Genomic DNA, 16,913 nt, shown 5'->3' with positions numbered 1-16,913 from the left:
GGGATTTTTGCATGACGCTTGAAATGTTCAGCCTAAATGGAACTCGGGCGATGATAACAGGCTCTAGCCAAGGCATTGGATTTGCGTTGGCTCGTGGCTTGGCTGCTGCCGGTGCGCAGGTCGTTTTGAACGGGCGCGACACCACAAAACTGGCGGCAGCAGCCTCCGAACTAAGTGAAACAGGCGCCTCGGTACGGGAACTTGCGTTCGATGCGACCGATCATGAAGGCGTCCGATCTGCTGTGGACGACTTTGAAGAAAAGATTGGCCCGATAGACATCCTGATAAACAACGCCGGAATGCAACACAGGACGGAGTTACAGGATTTCCCCGCTGATGCCTTCGAGCGCCTACTACAGACAAATGTCGCGTCCGTCTTTCACGTCGGTCAGGCAGTGGCACGACACATGATTGAAAGAAAGTCTGGCAAGATCATTAACATTGCGTCGGTTCAATCCGCATTGGCAAGACCGGGCATTGCGCCTTATACGGCAACAAAAGGTGCCGTGACCAACCTTACAAAAGGCATGGCAACTGATTGGGCCAAGTATGGTCTGAACTGCAATGCCATTGCGCCCGGATATTTCGATACACCTTTGAACGCCGCCTTGGTTGCCGACCCAGCGTTTAGTGCATGGCTCGAGAAACGTACTCCAGCCGGTCGCTGGGGAAATGTAGAAGAACTTGTCGGTGCCGCCATATTCCTTGCGTCCCCTGCATCCAGTTTCGTCAATGGACATACTCTCTATGTCGATGGTGGAATAACGGCGTCACTTTGATTTGTGGCTTTCAATCCTCTGCTGAATGCGACTGACCGAAGATATCGTTTAAAGCGCCGACGCCAAAGCAATCACCACAACAACAATCAAGGAAGCCGCCATCGCAAAGTTGATCCTTCGATGCGATCTTTGGCTTATATCAAGGCTGCCCAGTTTTGCGCCAGCACCCAGCCAGATCATGTGCACTGGCACCCATATCATATTGAAAACAAGGATTTTTATGACGACCTCCCAAACGGGCGCATCGGGCAAAAAGGCAAACCCTGAAAACAATGCTGTGCTGACCACGTAAGCCTTGGGATTAATGAACTGAAGTGTCAGCCCATTCGCAAAACCAAGTGGCGAAACCGCTGGAGAAAACCCGACCTTTGAGCCAGCGCTGGCAATTCGCCAGGCCAGAAATACCAAATACCCGACTGAGGCGAATAGCAGCAAAGTTCTGAGCGCCGGTATAGCCAAAGCTACCGCAGCGACTCCAGAGACAACCAACATCATGTTGATGAACCCGCCCAGCATCAAACCAGCCACGAAGGCGAGACCAGCTCGAAAACCAAATGCTGATCCAATACCCGCAGTTGTTAGAACGCCTGGGCCCGGCGTAATCAGCAGAAAGAAAACCGCGACAGCAAACTCAAACACTCTTCAGATTGGCCTATTACAGATCTCTGCATTCTGGCACAGCTGTGATCACCGATCCGTCCTTAAGGTGTTGCAGAAGATTGTCGACGGTTAGGTCACCCATAGCTGCACGCGTCTCAATAGTCGCGCTACCAGCGTGAGGTAGCAGAACGACATTGGACATCTCGCGCAACGCTTTTGGAACACGCGGTTCGTCCTCGAAAACATCAAGCCCCGCCCACCCAAGCTCGCCGTTTTGCAATGCGTTGGTAAGGGCAGTTTCGTCGACGACCGAACCTCGACTAACGTTTATCAGAGTGCCGCCCGCCCCCAACGCGCGAAGCACCTCAGCGTTGACCAGCCTATTGGTCGACGGACCGCCGGGCGTGATGCATATGAGGACGTCAACATGTTCTGCCATTTCAACCAAATTGTCGAAATAACGGTACGGGACATCCTTTTGATTGCGGGTGTGATAAGAGATTTCGGGGGCCCACGGCTCTAACTTATCAACGATCGCCTGACCAATGCGACCAAGACCAAGAATCCCTATCTTTTGATTGTCTGCTGATCGGGTCAAAGGGGCATTGCCTTCAACCTCCCAGCGTCCGGACCGAACGTAATTGTCGTCACGTACAAGCTCTCGGTAACATGACAGCAATAGCAGAACGGCGGTGGTTGCGACTTCTTTGTTCAAAACATCGGGTGTGTGCGTCACAACAATTCCACGCTCTGCCGCGGCATTTGCGTCGACGGCGTCGTAACCGACTCCATAGACGCTGATCATCTTCAGATTGCTGAGTGATGTCATCAGGTCATGCGGAACACCATCGTGCCCGTTCGTTACGATATGCGTAATACTATCCGCGTTGAAATCGTCCAATTGATGAATGTCGAACGCTGCGGACAGGCGTTCTCGCATCCGTTCAGTGATCCCGCCGATTTGCAATAAGTCAGTCATCTTGGCCGACCTTTTGCCGCTGAACACCAAGCCCATCGATGCGAAGCTCCATGACGTCGCCTTTTTTCAGGTAAACTGGTTCCGGTTTGATCCCCATTCCGACGCCGGGCGGTGTTCCAGTTGAAATGACGTCACCGGGGTACAGTGTGAAAAGTTGGCTTAGATGTTCAATGATCTCGGCAACGGAAAAGATCATCGTAGAAGTATTCCCGGTTTGCATGCGCTGATCGTTTACATCCAGTGACATACCAAGACTTTGAGGATCCGGCACCTCATCCCGGGTCACTAGCCAAGGACCTGTGGGGCCAAATGTGTCGCAAGACTTGCCTTTGGTCCATTGACCGGTCAGTTGAGTCTGAAAATGCCGTTCTGACACATCGTTCACGATGCAATAGCCCGCAACGTGTTCGAGCGCGTCGGCCTTGGACACGTATTTGGCCGTTTTACCGATCACGACGCCCAGTTCGCATTCCCAGTCGGTGTGAGTAGATCCGCGCGGCATGACAACATCATCATAGGCACCAATGACGGCTGAGTTTGCCTTGAAAAAAAGAATCGGATGCTCTGGAATATCTGCGCCGGTTTCTGCGGCATGGTCCGAGTAATTCAAACCGATGCAAAGAAATTTTCCGATGCCACCGACACACGGTGCAATACGAGGATCCCCCTCGACAATTGGCAGGTTATTCGGATCCAATGAGCGCAGACTATCAAGTGTTCCGTCATCCAGAACATCGCCCGTAACATCATTGATGTGGGCGGACAAATCCCGCAATTGACCCTGAGAATCGACCAAAGCAGGCTTTTCCGAGCCCTCGGCTCCGTAACGAACAAGTTTCATTTCTGTTCCTTTTAGTGATTGTCGCGTGGAATGAAGCCTCGCGCGATATCGCGGTAGTTTTCGGCACCCTTGAGCGTCATACCGCGATCCAACCGATCTACTTTTTCGCGGAATACTTCCTGCCATGGGGATTGATTGGGCGGCACTTTATACCCACCCTTTGCCTCCAGATCGCGGGCGCGTTCATGCAGTTCTTCAAGCGAAACCAGCATATCTGCTGTGCCTTTGCCAAGATCGATGCGCAGTCGGTCGCCAGTTCGCACCAAGGCCAACCCACCGCCCTCTGCAGCTTCTGGTGAAGCATTCAGGATAGACGGGCTTCCTGAGGTGCCGGATTGCCGGCCATCACCGATGCAAGGAAGGGCTTCGATGCCTTGTTTCAACAAATATGCAGGCGGACGCATGTTCACGACCTCTGCGGCACCCGGGTACCCTTTTGGTCCTGCTCCGCGCATAATCAGAATACAGTTTGCATCGATTTTTTCGGCGGGATCATCGATCCGATGGTGAAAATCCTCGGGCCCATCAAACACAACCGCCCTGCCCTCAAATGCATTAGGATCATCCGGGTTCGACAAGTAGGTCTCTCGAAATGCCTGCGAAATCACAGATGTCTTCATAATCGCACTCTCGAACAAGTTGCCCGAGAGATTGATGAACCCCGCCTGTGGCTTAACCGGGCTACTGACAGGCTTGATTACGTCGCTATTCTGAGACCGGCGCGTCGAGCAATTTTTGCCTATCGTCTTATCGTTCACCGTTATCGCATCGGGATGCGGCAGCAATCCAGCATCAAGAAGCTCTCCGACAACGGCGGGAACACCCCCGGCCTGTTGGTAATCTTCGCCCAGATATTTTCCCGCAGGCTGCATGTTAACCAACAGAGGAACGTCGTGGCCAAGTTTCTGCCAATCATCGTTGTTCAATGGAACACCAAGATGCCGAGCGATCGCATTCAGGTGGATCGGCGCATTCGTCGATCCACCGATCGCCGAGTTTATGACAATCGCATTCTCAAAAGCCTGACGTGTCATCACATCACTGGGGCGTAAATCCTCCCAGACCATGTCCACAATGCGTTTACCCGTTTCATAACTGATTTGACCGCGCTCTCTGTACGGGGCTGGTATGGCTGCTGATCCTGGCAATTGCATACCCAAGGCTTCAGCAAGCGAATTCATGGTCGTTGCTGTTCCCATCGTATTGCAATAACCCACCGAAGGTGCCGCGGCGGCTGCGATCTCCATGAACTCATCGGTGTCGATTTCATCAGCCGCAAGGTCTTCGCGCGCTTTCCAAATAACCGTTCCTGATCCGGCGCGCTCACCTTTCCACCAGCCGTTGAGCATTGGGCCGACCGACAGGGCAATCGCTGGGATGTTGACGGTCGCAGCGGCCATAAGAAGTGCGGGCGTGGTCTTGTCGCAACCAATGTTCAGAACAACGCCATCAATCGGATACCCGAATAGACTCTCAACCAGGGACAGATAAGCCAGATTGCGATCGAGAGAGGCCGTTGGCCGTTTACCGGTCTCTTGTATCGGGTGGACCGGTATTTCGATGCACGTTCCCCCGGCGGCGATGATCCCGTCGCGAACGCGTTTGGACAACTCGATATGATGCCGGTTGCAGGGGCTCAAATCACTCCCGGTCTGAGCAATCCCAATGATCGGCTTGCCCGATTGCAGTTCTGCGCGGGTCAACCCGTAATTCAGGTATCTCTCTAGATACAATGCCGTCATCTCAAGGTTCTCAGAATTCATGAACCACTTGCGAGATCGCAGATCATTTTTTGATATTTTAGTCATTGGCCTGACCATCCCCCATCAATTATGTGCGTGTGTCCCGTGGTGAATGCACTTTCATCGCTCGCCAAATAGACGACCAATGCAGCAATCTCTTCTGCCTTCGCTACACGCCCCATGGGCTGACGCGCCACAAATTGTGCAAGGGCTTCTTCTCTGCTGCCCAGATGCTCGCCCAACGCATCTACGCGGTCACGCCAACTGGGACTGTCGACTGTTCCCGGACAAATACAATTGCACCGAATTCCTCGTGTTATGAAGTCCACGGCTACCGATTTCGTCAGCCCAACAACGGCAGCCTTAGTCGTTCCATATACAAAACGATTTGGCGCACCGATTATCGAACTCAGTGCGGAGGACATGTTGATAATCGAGCCTCCTCCGCGCTCTAGCATCCCCGGCAATACAGCCTTTGTTGTGCGCACCATTGAGCGCACATTCAGGTCCATGGCGAAGTCCCATTCTTCGTCGGTTGCATCCAGAACAGTTCCGTGATGCACAAACCCGGCGCAGTTGAACAAAACATCCGGCTTCGCTCGCGCGACCCCATCATGAATACTGTCATTATTTGTCACATCCATCTCGAAAATTTCGAGATTTTCGAGATTCCGATCGCGAATCAAATTTAGTTTTTCAGGGTTAATATCCGTCGCATAGACTTTCGCACCCTCTCTTGCCATTGCGATTGCGCTTGCAAGTCCGATCCCTTGTGCGGCGGCTGTAACCAGCACGTTTTTTCCCGTAAGTCTCTCTGACATATATATTTTCCGACCCTAAAAGTGGCGACTGGACAAGTGTTGCTTCGTCCCACAGATCAACCGAGAAGCAAAGAAACCTTGGTGGATTTGCAACGACTTCTGGCATGTGGGCCCAGAGCCGTTAGCGTATGACAGAGATTTTGGTTTGGCCATAACCATGCGTGGCGCATCTTCGGAAGGACAGAGGATTATGAGCAAGCAGTTCAAAGTAGCTCTATTGGGAACCGGCCTGATGGGCGCTCCTATGGCGAGGAATATTTTGCGCGCCGAATTTCCGTTAACTGTATGGAACCGCAGCTTGGATAAGGCAAAACCGTTGACGGCGGAAGGCGCGACATTGGCGGAAACTGCCCCGCTGGCGGTTTCGGGTGCAGACGTAATAGTAACCATGCTGTCGGATGGATACGCGACCGGCGCGCTACTTTCTGACGAGGCTTTCTGCAAACAACTCAAACCCGGGATGATCTGGATTGATATGTCCAGCGCCAAACCCGAACACGCCCGTGAACAATCCGCGCAATTGTCTTCGATGGGGTTGCAGCATCTGGATGCCCCGGTTTCCGGCGGCACCAAAGGTGCCGAAGCTGCCACGCTTGCGATCATGGTCGGTGGTGATCAGGACGTTATGGAGCGCGTGCGACCGGTTCTGTCAGCAATGGGCCGCCCTGTGCATGTAGGCCCAAGTGGTTCTGGTCAATTGTGCAAATTGGCCAATCAGACGATTGTCGCTGTGACTATATCGGCTGTCGCCGAAGCGACTTTACTGGCTCAGCGAGGCGGGGCTCACCCTGCCGCGTTGAGGGCCGCACTGAAGGGGGGATTTGCTGATAGCATTATCTTGCAACAACATGGCGAACGCATGTCTGACGGAAATTTTGTACCCGGAGGTTTGTCCAAGTTTCAGTTGAAGGATTTGGACAACACGCTGGAGGAAGCGCGAAGCCTTGGCGTTGAGCTACCTAGCACCCAATCTGTGCGCGACCGTTTCGAATATCTGATAGACGAAATGGATGGGGCCGAAATGGATCATTCAGCTTTGTATCTGGAACTCAAAAAACGGAACGGATTGCTATGACGCGGATCCTTGTCATAGGCGGTGGAGGAATGCTGGGTCAGAAACTGGCCCATCGCATTTCGACCCATGAAACTTTTGGAGCGGATGCCCAAGTTTCACTGTTCGATCTCTCGTTCCCACCCGATAGTGCGGCAGGTAATCAAATTGTAGGGGACTTCACCGCGTCAGGAATAGCTAAGTCTTTTGCCGCGCAGCGACCGGATGTAATTTTCCATCTTGCAGCGATCGTTTCTGGCCAAGCCGAGACAGACTTTGCGTTGGGCTGGGATGTAAACCTTATGGCGACGTGGGCACTGCTGAACGCACTTAAGGATGAACACGAGGCATCAGGAAGGGAGTACACTCCTCGCCTGGTTTTTGCCTCATCCATAGCGGTGTTCGGGTCACCGTTCCCCGAAAAGATAAGCGATGAGTTCCTTTCGGTACCTTTGACCAGTTACGGAGCGCAGAAAGCGGCGTCTGAACTGATGATCACGGATTTCAGCAGGAAAGGATATATCGACGGTATTTCCTTGCGCTTACCCACATTGTGTGTGCGCCCGGGCAAGGCCAACGCTGCCGCTTCGTCCTTCTTTTCAGGAATAATCCGCGAGCCATTGAATGGGGATGAGGCTGTCTTGCCAGTTGCCGAAACTGTTCGACACTGGCACGCTAGCCCCCGCGCCGCTGCGACTTTTTTGACCCACGCCGCAACATTGGACACGCAGCTTTTGAATGACCGACGCGCCTTGAACATGCCAGGTGTCAGTTGCACCGTCGCCGAACAAATCGAAGCTCTGCGCAATGTCGCCGGTCAAGACGCAGTTGGCCTAATCAGGCGAAAACCAGACAAGGCAATTGAAGGAATTGTCAAGAATTGGCCGCGCGACTTTCAAACAGATCGCGCTCTGAAGTTGGGGTTCAAAGCGGAATCAAGTTTTGATGAAATCATTCAAGTGTATTTGGAAGACGATTTTCGGCCTTAGTCGCCCATCGTCTTTCCGGTTAGATGGCGTTTCAGATGATTGTGGATTTTCTCCCGTGTTAACTGCTCATCCCCTGATAACGCCGCTTCAAGTATATCTGCATGATGCCTTATGTTCTGAGAAATGAACTCAAAGTTCCGGTCTGCCACCATCAACTGCTGTCTGAATTGCGCGTAAATCCGGCTATGCAATTGTTTTAAGGTTTCCGAGCCACAGGCAGAAATAAGCGTCTGGTGAAACTCCTTCTCCGAGGCAAACCAGATCTCGACAAGGTCGCTTGGGTCGTCCGTGGCGTGAATGCGTTTTTCGATATGGCTGAGTTTGTGATGTGCAGCCGTAAGTCTTGCTTCCCAATCCACCCCGCCATTTCGGATCGACATTGCGGTGCCTTCGGCCTCCAACAGAACACGGACATGTGTCAATTCGATAAGCTTCTGCGGTGAACGCATTGGTACGCGGAAACCTTTTTGTTCCTGAAAGTCCACCAAACCAACAGCAGCCAAACGAAAAAGGACTTCACGAACCGCACTTGCGGAACAGCCATACACTTTACGTAGTTCTTCGGCCCGCACCTTGGCTCCATGCACGAATCCATTAGAGATCAGGCGCATTTTAAGGTCTTGATAAATATCTATTTCTTCGTTCATCCCAGCATGCACCTTAAAGTTTTGTCCAAGTAGCGTCCTAACCTTATTTTCGAATTATCGCAAGAATCTCGAAATTTTTAGAAATTTCAATTTTTTCTTGTTGCATTCGATTCGTCGGCTTAACGTTTACCTGCGTGACAGCAAAGGAGGCGGCAAGATCTTCCACACCGCGCAACGCACAACGTCTGGGAGGACAATATGAAAATAGTCAAGACAGCGGCCGTGGCGGCCGTAGCCACGACAATGGCAGCCGGTTTCGCGATGGCCGAAACAACGAAGCTTAGAATTCAAACCCATTTTTCGCCCGAAACTCTGTCTGGCCAGATGGCTGCAAAATTCGTTGAAGACATTCAGGAAATGTCGAACGGCGAAATCGAAGTTGAAATGTTCTATTCCTCTTCGGTGGTCAAATCAGTTGAAACCTTCGATGCCGCAGCCACGGGAATTCTGGATTGCGACATGACTGGCGGCGGCTATCAGACCGGGAAAAACCCGGCCTTCCAGTTTGCGGGTGACCTGCTCGGCGGATATCAGAACCCATACCAGCAAATGGCTTGGCTTCTTCATGGCGGCGGAAGAGAAGCTGTAAACGATCTATACAACGGCTACGACATGGAGTTCATCGGATGGTGGATTCCCGGGCCGGAGTCGCTTTCTTCGACCAAGCCGATTGCAAAAGTGGAAGACTTCAAGGATTGGAAATTCCGCTCGCCTCCGGGCCTTGCAACCAAAGTGTTCGCGGAACTTGGGGCTTCTCCGATCGTGATGGACTTCAACGAAATCTTTACGGCTTTGGAAACCGGCATCATTGATGGTGCGGATGCTGCGAACCTGACTAACAACGTGGGCCTCGGTCTGTACGAGATCGCAGGTCATACAAACTATCCCGGTTTCCACTCGATGCCCGCAGATCACCTAGCCTGTCGCAAAGACGTCTGGGAAGCGATGCCTGCGCACCACAAGAAGATCATGGAAGTCGCAATGGATAGCCTGGCATTGCACAATGCGACAATCAATGAAGTGCAGAACGCTCAGACTGCAAAAGACCTGAAGGCAAAAGGTGTTCAGTTGTACGAATGGTCGCCTGAAGACCTGGCAGCGTATCGCGCGGCCGTTCAGGTTGGTTGGACTGAGTTCGCAACGACTCCTGAGGCACAGGCGCTTTTGGAAAGCCACATCAACTTCCTGCGTGACCTGGGCGCAATGCAGTAATCAGGCTTCGACCGAATTAGGACACTCGGAAAGGCCGCATCAGCGGCCTCTCCGCATCTGCGCCAGGGTTCAGAACTTCATGAAAATTACCAGAATTATAAGTCATGTACTGCAGTACGACATGCCGGAAGTTCTGGGCTACTCGCAACAGTATTATGACAGGCGCACAACCCATCTGGTCGAGATTCAGACAGATGAAGGGGTAACCGGTTGGGGCGAGTGCTTTGGTCCCGGAAACGTAGCCATAGCCAACAAGTCCATCGTGGAAAAGGTCATCCAACCAATGGTCCTCGGCTTGGACCCTTTGGACAAAGACGTGATTTGGCACAAGGTGTACAACCTTTTGCGAGACCATGGCCAAGGCGGAATGCCAATACAGGCTTTGTCCGGGGTGGACATCGCACTTTGGGACATCACCGGAAAAATCTCTGGCCTCCCCCTCCATAAACTTGTCGGGGGCGCGCATCGCAAAAGCGTTCCTTGCTACGGCTACGGAATGATGCTCCGGGATGAACCGATTTCTCATCTGGCCAGCCGTTTTGAGGATGAAGCCGCTAAGATCAAGGCAATGGGATTTACCGCCACCAAAATGAAAACGGGCTTTGGCCCGAAGCCTGATGTGAAGCTGTGCGAAGCAGTTCGACGCGGAGTTGGTGACGACTTTCCTTTTATGGTCGATGCGAACCATGCCTATACGACTTCGGACGCGTTTTTTGTCGGTCGGGCGCTGGAAGAGCTGGACGCATATTGGTTCGAAGAACCCGTCGCGCCAGAAGACATGGAAGGATACCGAGAATTGCGCGCTTCGCTTAAAGTCAACATCTCGGGCGGAGAGGCGGTATTCAATCGCTGGGCCTGGCGCAGTCTTCTTGAAAATCGAGGTATAGACATAGCGCAGCCAGAAGTATGCGCTTTGGGCGGTGTTTCAGAGTATCTCAGGGTACTGGCCCTATGCCACGCACATTTCACTCCGGTCGTAAATCACGTCTGGGGCAGCGCCATCGCCGTCGCAACTAATCTGCACCTACTGGCGGCCATGCCAGCAATTCCAGGCGGTTTGCATCCTTGGGAGCCGATGCTGGAGTTCGACACAACGGACAACAAGTTTCGGGACGATCTGCTGACCGTACCGCTGGAAATTCAAAATCAGGTCAAGGCCAATAATGGCCGTGTCATGATCCCGACTGGCCCCGGACTGGGTGTCGAGCCGGATCGAGACTTTATCGATCATTACAGGATCGAAGGATAGGGACGAGGGTTACGCGATGCACAAGAATTCAGGCGGACCAATTGAATGGCTCATACCGTTGGCCTTCGTCGCGACTGCCAGTTGGCTTGTTTGGCATCTTCCAGCATTCCTATTGGATTGGCTGCCTTACACCTCTGAATCCCTCAAAAGTCAGGTAACGGAAATATATCTACGCAGCGACGTCACGCCCGAATTGCCTGGTGTGTTCGGGGGGTTTGTCGACATCATCGACGTGGCCGCGCTCGTCCTTCTGCCGTTTCTTGCAGTGATTGGTACAAAGACCGTGCGCCCGGCGACGATGGAGTTCGAAGGCTCGACGGTTATGGATCGTTTCGCCCTGTTCATCGGCCGAGTTACGATGATGATGATAGCAATCATGACTGTCGTCATGCTCTACGAAGTCTTCATGCGCTATATCCTTGAGAAGCCGACCGAGTGGGCCAACGAAATGACACTGTGGTTCGCCAGCTTTGTGTTTTTGATGTCTGGCTACTATGCCATGCAGCAACGCAGTCACATACGAATATTCCTGCTTTACGACGCAGTTCCACGTTGGCTTCAGCGCGTTTTTGACACGGTTTCAACAATACTGATCGTCCTGTTTGCCTTCTTTCTGGTCTACGGCAGTTACAAACAGGTGTTCGTCAACAAGCTCTATAAATGGGAGCTTTACGGCTCCGCCTTCAATCCTCCGATCCCGGCGACGTTGCAGCCGATGGTACTGATCGTGATTACGCTCGTCGCAATGCAGGCAATTTTGAACTTGGTCGCGGATTGGAACAAAGAACCGGAAATCCACACAGATGAACCGGACGAAGACGAAATTGAAATGATCAAAAGGGCGGTGGGACAAGACTGATGGATATTGGAACAATCTCACTCATCCTGATGGTCGCCCTGATCATTCTCCTGGCGATCGGGATGCCCCTGGGTCTGGCCTCGGCTTCGCTTGCGGTTCTGGTTCTTGTCCTGAAGTTCGAACCGACACTCCTTTTGAACCCGTTTTCATTCGGCGACGGGATTCTCACCGGGCGGCCAGGCACTGGGCCGCTCTATATCCTGGCGCAAAAGATATACGGGCTCTTAACGGACTACGTGCTTATTTCCGTGCCTTTGTTCATCTTCATGGCGTCGCTGCTAGAGCGGTCCGGGATCGCGCGCGACATGTATTCGTCGCTGAATGTCTGGCTGTCCAGAACGCGTGGCGGTATCGCGATCGTGACCTCGATCATGGCAGTGATCATGGCGGCCATGTCCGGCATCATCGGCGGTGAGGTTGTCCTGCTGGGCCTGATCGCCCTGCCCCAGATGCTGCGCCTCGGTTATGATCAGAACCTCGCGATCGGCGTCATCTGCGCCTCGGGGTCGCTGGGTACAATGATCCCGCCTTCGATCGTTCTGATCATCTATGGGCTGATCACCGAAACCTCGATCAAGTCGCTGTTCACCGCATCTTTCATTCCCGGCTTCATGCTGGCCTCGATGATCATCCTGTACATCATCATTCGCACGCGGCTGAATCCTCACCACGCGCCGCTGCCGGAACCGGACCCGAGCGACCCCGAACCGGCCGAAAAGCGCAAACTGTTTGCGGCCTTCATGAGCATCGTCGTCGCTGGGTTTTCTACTGTTCTTTTTATCCGGGCCGCGTTTTTCGAGCTTTCCGGCTCGAACGCTGCCAGCCAGGGCGAGCCCGCACGGCTGGGTACGGCTGACTACCTGCCCTGGTTTGCCGGCATCACGATCATCGCGCTACTGCTGATCTTCTTCGTCTTTGGCAGACAGCGCGCCAAAATCGGGTGGGAAATGGGCAAAGGTCTCGTCGCGCCGCTGGTCGTCATCGGCGTCGTACTCGGCTCGATCTATGGCGGGATCACCGGCATCACCGAGGCTGCAGGCATGGGCGCCTTCGCCGTTCTGATCATCGCCATCCTGCGGGGCGAAGGATCGTTCGAGCTGGTTTGGGACAGCTTGATGCGGACGCTCAAATCCACAGGCACCATCATATGGGTCACCATCGGGGCCGCCGCGCTGGCGGGTGCCTACACCATTGCCGGCGGACCCCAATACGTTGCCGATCTGATCGTCGGGCAGGACCTGCCGACGATGCTGGTCATTCTGGTAATGATGCTGATCCTGCTGTTCATGGGCGCGTTCATGGATTGGGTCGGCATCGTGCTGTTAATCATTCCGGTCTTTCTGCCGATCGTCCTGCGCCTTCCTATCGAGGAAATCGGTCTCATTGGCGAGTTGCAACCGAGTCATGTCGCGATCTGGTTTGGCGTCGTGTTCTGTATGAACATGCAGGTCAGCTTCCTGTCCCCCCCGTTCGGTCCGGCTGCGTTTTATCTGAAATCTGTAGCTCCGCCGCATATCAGCCTGACGGATATCTTCCGCGGCTTCCTGCCGTTCATCGGGATCCAGTTGCTGGCGCTTTCCGTTCTTCTGATCTGGCCGGGCATCATCGCGCTGCTTTTGTGAGGTTGCACACATGCTGACACAGAAACAGATTGGCAAGTTCCAGACCGATGGATACCTCGTGGTCGAGGATGTAATTCCCGGCGATGTCCTGGATCGGGTGCAGTCCGAATACTCGAATGTCCTGAACCGGCTATATGACGGTTGGTACGATAAAGGGCTGGTCAAGGACGAACCATCCGGAATGTCCTTCTGGGACAAACTCCTGTCCGCCTATCAGGCCGGTTGCGACTATTTCCAGCCGCTGGACATCTCATTGCCCGGCGACCGGATCATGGCGGACACACCTTTCCATATTGGGCCCGCCGTGTTCGACTTGCTGACGGCCCAACCCATGCTGGACATCGTCGAGCAGTTGATCGGGCCAGAGTTGGTCAGCAATCCGATCCAGCATGTTCGGCTGAAGCCCCCTGCCCTCAAGCTGTCCAAGGACGAGGTGCGGGCGCATATCACCGCAACGGACTGGCATCAGGACCGGGCAGTTGCGTTGGAGGATGCAGACCAGACCGACATGGTCACGGTTTGGATCGCCGTCAACGATGCAACGGTCGAAAACGGCTGCCTGCAAGTGCTGCCAATGACACAGGACCAATCTATCCTGCCGCATTGTGCGCGGACGCAGACAGGCATTGCCGACGGGTTCATCGACGAAGACCGCGCCCTGCCCCTGCCTGTCAAGGCGGGCGGGATCATCCTGTTTCACCCTCTGACGCCACATGCGTCGCTGGTCAATGAAACGGACCGGTTCCGCTGGTCGTTCGACATCCGCTTCAGTGCAGCAGGCCAACCCACCGGTCGAGACCATTTCCCAAGCTTCATCGCGAGGTCCAGATCGCGCCCCGAAACCGAGCTGCGGGATTGGCGTGTCTGCAAGTCAAATTGGGAGGCGGCGCGGGCAAGGCTGTCCGGGCAGCCGCACATAGATATTCACCGGTGGACATCGGACTCGCCCTTTTGCGCTTAGATTCGGCTGCCAGGAACGCTGATTATGACTTTTGTACGTTTAGATCGAACGGATAGCGTGGTGGTTGCCACTCGGCCCCTGGAGGTCGGCAGTGTGGTCGAGGATGTCACGACCAATGCGCGCGTCCCCTCGGGCCACAAGGTCGCCACGCAGATGATTGTACCGGGCGATCCGGTAAGAAAATATGCCCAGATCATCGGTTACGCGACCCAAATGATCCACCCCGGCGATCATGTGCACACCCACAATGTCGAGTTCCGCAACACCAGCGTGGACTACGAGTATGCGACTGATCACAGGCCTATGAGACCCGCCGCATCGGTCGATACATTCATGGGCTACCATCGGGACAGTGGTCGGGTCGGCACGCGCAATTACATTGCGGTTCTGACCACCGTGAACTGTTCTGCCACAGCGGCCCGCATGATCGCCAATCACTTCACGCCGAACAAGCTGGCCGAGTTTCCGAACGTCGACGGCGTGGTGGCTTTTGTCCACGGAACAGGCTGCGGAATGGCCGATTCAGGCGACGGTTTCGAAGCTCTCCAACGGGTCATGTGGGGGTTTGCCAAACATCCCAATCACGCTGCCGTTCTGATGGTCGGTCTGGGCTGCGAGATGAACCAGATCGACTGGCTGTTGAATGCATATGGGTTGAAACAGAGCCCCACTTTCCAGACGATGAACATCCAGAACATCGCCGGACTGCGCCGGACCGTGGAAATGGGCATTACCAAGATTAATCAGATGCTTCCCATTGCCAATGAGGCACGGCGCAGCGAAGCCCCTGCGTCCGAATTGATGGTTGCGCTGCAATGCGGTGGATCGGACGCCTGGTCCGGAGTGACCGCGAACCCGGCGCTTGGACGCGCCTGCGATCTGTTGGTCGCCCAAGGCGGCACGGGTGTCTTGGCGGAGACGCCCGAAATTTACGGAGCCGAACACCTTTTGACCCGCCGTGCCCTTGATCGCGCAACCGGGGAAAGGCTGATCGGACTGATCGATTGGTGGCAGGACTACACCGCCCGCAATCACGGTTCGATGGACAACAACCCAAGCCCCGGCAACAAACAAGGGGGTTTGACGACCATCCTTGAGAAATCGCTGGGGGCGGCGGCGAAGGGCGGAACCAGCCCTTTGACCGGTGTGTTCAAATACGCCGAACCCATCACCGCAAAGGGCTTCACCTTTATGGACAGCCCCGGATATGACCCAGCCTCGGTGACAGGCCAGATCGCGGCTGGGTGCAACCTTGTGTGCTTCACCACGGGGCGCGGCTCTGCATTTGGATCGAAACCGGCGCCCACGCTTAAAATCGCCACCAATTCGGAATTGGCAGCGCGCATGCCCGAAGACATGGACGTGGATGCAGGCGACATCCTGACCAAAGGCGTCAGCGTCGAAGAAAAAGGACAGGAAATATACCGACGACTGCTCCAAGTCGCCTCGGGCGCGCGAACCAAGTCCGAGGCGCAGGGCTTGGGTGATTACGAATTCGTTCCATGGCAGATCGGAGCGGTGATGTGAAACGGATCCTTGTAGCCGGCGGCGGATTGATAGGTATCCGCCACGTGCGCGCCGTGATTGAGCATCCCGGCTGCATGTTGGTCGGGTTGGCCGATCCGGACGGCTCGATCCAGATCGACGCGCCGCGTTTTGTCAGCATGGATGAGGTGCGGGACCCGGTGGATGGCGTCATCATTGCAACGCCGACCCGCCTGCATGCCGAACATGGCATTCTGGCGGCATCCCGCGGTTGGCACATGCTGATCGAAAAGCCGGTTGCCGCGTCGGTGGAGGATGCCCTGCGCCTGAAGACGGCCGTTCGTCAAGCCGAGATCCGCAGCCTGGTGGGGCACCACCGGCGGTATCACAGCACCTTGCAGCACCTGAAAAAAGTGATCGAGAACGGTACGATCGGACAAGTCATCAACGTCTCGTTGTTGTGGGCCATGCGCAAGCCCGAAAGCTATTTTGAACAGAACTGGCGGACTTCGGATGGCAGCCCGGTCATGATCAACCTGGTGCATGATATCGATGTCCTGCGCTTTGTGATCGGAGAAATCTCGGAAGTCGTCGCCCTGCCCGGCGCGTCGATCCGCGGATCGGATCGGATAGAAAGCGGCGCGGTCGCGATTGCGTTCGAAAACGGCGCGACGGGCGCCATCAGCTTTGCTGACACCGCGCCCAGTCCCTGGGGGTTTGAAGCCGGAACCGGCGAAAATCCGAACATCGGCACGACCCGCCAGGACATGATGTGGATCACGGGAACCAGCGGCGCTGTCAGTTTTCCCTCCATGACCCTGTGGCGCGGAAATGATTGGAGCACTGCGGCCCAAAAAAACCAACTTACACGACCGGAACAGCAACGCGCACCGCTGGAGGCGCAACTGGATCACTTCCTTGACGTGATCGACGGCGCGTCTCCACTGATCGACGTCGAGGATGCGGCCCGGACGCTCGAAGTCACATCACGGATCGAAATGGGGCTAAAGGCGCGATCAGCTCGAGTGCGGGCGCCGGCCTGATGGACATGCGGTCCGGCAATATACCTGCCACTC

At 54.6% G+C, this 16,913-nt stretch carries 16 protein-coding genes; 10 read left to right on the top strand and 6 right to left on the bottom strand.

Going from position 1 to position 16,913, the window contains the following annotated elements; all coding sequences use genetic code 11:
- Positions 1-11 precede the first annotated feature (11 nt).
- On the top strand, positions 12-779 hold the full coding sequence (locus GOW60_RS01645) for an SDR family oxidoreductase (protein WP_171228005.1): 768 nt from the start codon (positions 12-14) through the stop codon (positions 777-779).
- A 48-nt stretch (positions 780-827) separates the two neighbouring features.
- Here the strand turns inward: GOW60_RS01645 and GOW60_RS01640 are convergent, their stop codons facing one another.
- From GOW60_RS01640 to GOW60_RS01620, 5 genes are read right to left on the bottom strand one after another with little or no spacing between them, the layout of a single operon-like run.
- Positions 828-1,418, bottom strand: a complete 591-nt coding sequence (locus GOW60_RS01640) for a LysE family translocator (RefSeq protein ID WP_171228004.1) — start codon at positions 1,416-1,418, stop codon at positions 828-830.
- A 16-nt stretch (positions 1,419-1,434) separates the two neighbouring features.
- The gene (locus GOW60_RS01635) at positions 1,435-2,385 is read right to left on the bottom strand and encodes a 2-hydroxyacid dehydrogenase (protein ID WP_371813324.1); all 951 of its coding nucleotides are present in this window, start codon (positions 2,383-2,385) and stop codon (positions 1,435-1,437) included.
- Complete coding sequence (locus GOW60_RS01630; RefSeq protein ID WP_171228003.1) at positions 2,351-3,199, bottom strand: fumarylacetoacetate hydrolase family protein; 849 nt, start codon at positions 3,197-3,199, stop codon at positions 2,351-2,353. The genes GOW60_RS01635 and GOW60_RS01630 overlap by 35 nt, the downstream gene beginning before the upstream one ends.
- Before the next feature lie 11 nt (positions 3,200-3,210).
- On the bottom strand, positions 3,211-5,007 hold the full coding sequence (locus GOW60_RS01625) for an IlvD/Edd family dehydratase (protein WP_171228002.1): 1,797 nt from the start codon (positions 5,005-5,007) through the stop codon (positions 3,211-3,213).
- Positions 5,004-5,762, bottom strand: a complete 759-nt coding sequence (locus GOW60_RS01620) for an SDR family oxidoreductase (protein WP_171228001.1) — start codon at positions 5,760-5,762, stop codon at positions 5,004-5,006. The genes GOW60_RS01625 and GOW60_RS01620 overlap by 4 nt, the downstream gene beginning before the upstream one ends.
- 106 nt (positions 5,763-5,868) lie before the next feature.
- On the opposite strand from GOW60_RS01620, the gene GOW60_RS01615 reads away from it, so the two are divergent.
- Positions 5,869-6,837 carry an NAD(P)-dependent oxidoreductase gene (locus GOW60_RS01615; RefSeq protein WP_371813316.1) on the top strand — a complete coding sequence of 323 codons (969 nt, stop codon included), beginning with the start codon at positions 5,869-5,871 and terminating at the stop codon, positions 6,835-6,837.
- The gene (gene denD, locus GOW60_RS01610; RefSeq protein ID WP_171228000.1) at positions 6,834-7,802 is read left to right on the top strand and encodes a D-erythronate dehydrogenase; all 969 of its coding nucleotides are present in this window, start codon (positions 6,834-6,836) and stop codon (positions 7,800-7,802) included. Before GOW60_RS01615 ends, denD begins: the two co-directional genes overlap by 4 nt.
- Here denD and GOW60_RS01605 read toward each other — a convergent pair.
- Positions 7,799-8,449 (bottom strand): GntR family transcriptional regulator, encoded by a 651-nt coding sequence (locus GOW60_RS01605; protein WP_171227999.1) that lies wholly within the window; start codon positions 8,447-8,449, stop codon positions 7,799-7,801. The two genes, denD and GOW60_RS01605, sit on opposite strands and share 4 nt — an antisense overlap.
- A gap of 198 nt (positions 8,450-8,647) precedes the next feature.
- Here GOW60_RS01605 and GOW60_RS01600 point away from each other — a divergent pair, with 198 nt between their 5' ends.
- From GOW60_RS01600 to GOW60_RS01570, 7 genes are all read left to right on the top strand, one after another.
- Positions 8,648-9,661 carry a TRAP transporter substrate-binding protein gene (locus tag GOW60_RS01600; protein WP_152458529.1) on the top strand — a complete coding sequence of 338 codons (1,014 nt, stop codon included), beginning with the start codon at positions 8,648-8,650 and terminating at the stop codon, positions 9,659-9,661.
- Between the two features lie 79 nt (positions 9,662-9,740).
- A complete protein-coding gene (locus GOW60_RS01595; protein WP_171228346.1) occupies positions 9,741-10,910 on the top strand; it encodes a mandelate racemase/muconate lactonizing enzyme family protein in 1,170 nt (389 codons plus the stop codon).
- Positions 10,861-11,769 carry a TRAP transporter small permease subunit gene (locus tag GOW60_RS01590; protein WP_371808007.1) on the top strand — a complete coding sequence of 303 codons (909 nt, stop codon included), beginning with the start codon at positions 10,861-10,863 and terminating at the stop codon, positions 11,767-11,769. The genes GOW60_RS01595 and GOW60_RS01590 overlap by 50 nt, the downstream gene beginning before the upstream one ends.
- Positions 11,769-13,391, top strand: coding sequence for a TRAP transporter large permease subunit (locus GOW60_RS01585; protein WP_171227998.1), 1,623 nt, complete (start codon positions 11,769-11,771; stop codon positions 13,389-13,391). The genes GOW60_RS01590 and GOW60_RS01585 overlap by 1 nt, the downstream gene beginning before the upstream one ends.
- Positions 13,392-13,401: 10 nt before the next feature.
- Entirely contained in the window at positions 13,402-14,352 is a 951-nt protein-coding gene (locus tag GOW60_RS01580; RefSeq protein WP_171227997.1) for a phytanoyl-CoA dioxygenase family protein, read from the top strand.
- Between the two features lie 24 nt (positions 14,353-14,376).
- Positions 14,377-15,879, top strand: a complete 1,503-nt coding sequence (locus GOW60_RS01575) for a UxaA family hydrolase (RefSeq protein ID WP_171227996.1) — start codon at positions 14,377-14,379, stop codon at positions 15,877-15,879.
- Positions 15,876-16,880: a Gfo/Idh/MocA family protein gene (locus tag GOW60_RS01570; protein ID WP_171227995.1), complete on the top strand. Its 1,005-nt coding sequence runs from the start codon at positions 15,876-15,878 to the stop codon at positions 16,878-16,880. Before GOW60_RS01575 ends, GOW60_RS01570 begins: the two co-directional genes overlap by 4 nt.
- The last annotated feature ends 33 nt before the right edge of the window (positions 16,881-16,913 follow it).

Source organism: Ruegeria sp. HKCCA4008 (assembly GCF_013033125.1).
In the GTDB taxonomy this organism is placed as follows: domain Bacteria; phylum Pseudomonadota; class Alphaproteobacteria; order Rhodobacterales; family Rhodobacteraceae; genus Ruegeria.
The sequence above is the reverse complement of the archived record's forward strand: the minus strand, read 5'-3'. Positions and strand labels throughout refer to the sequence as shown.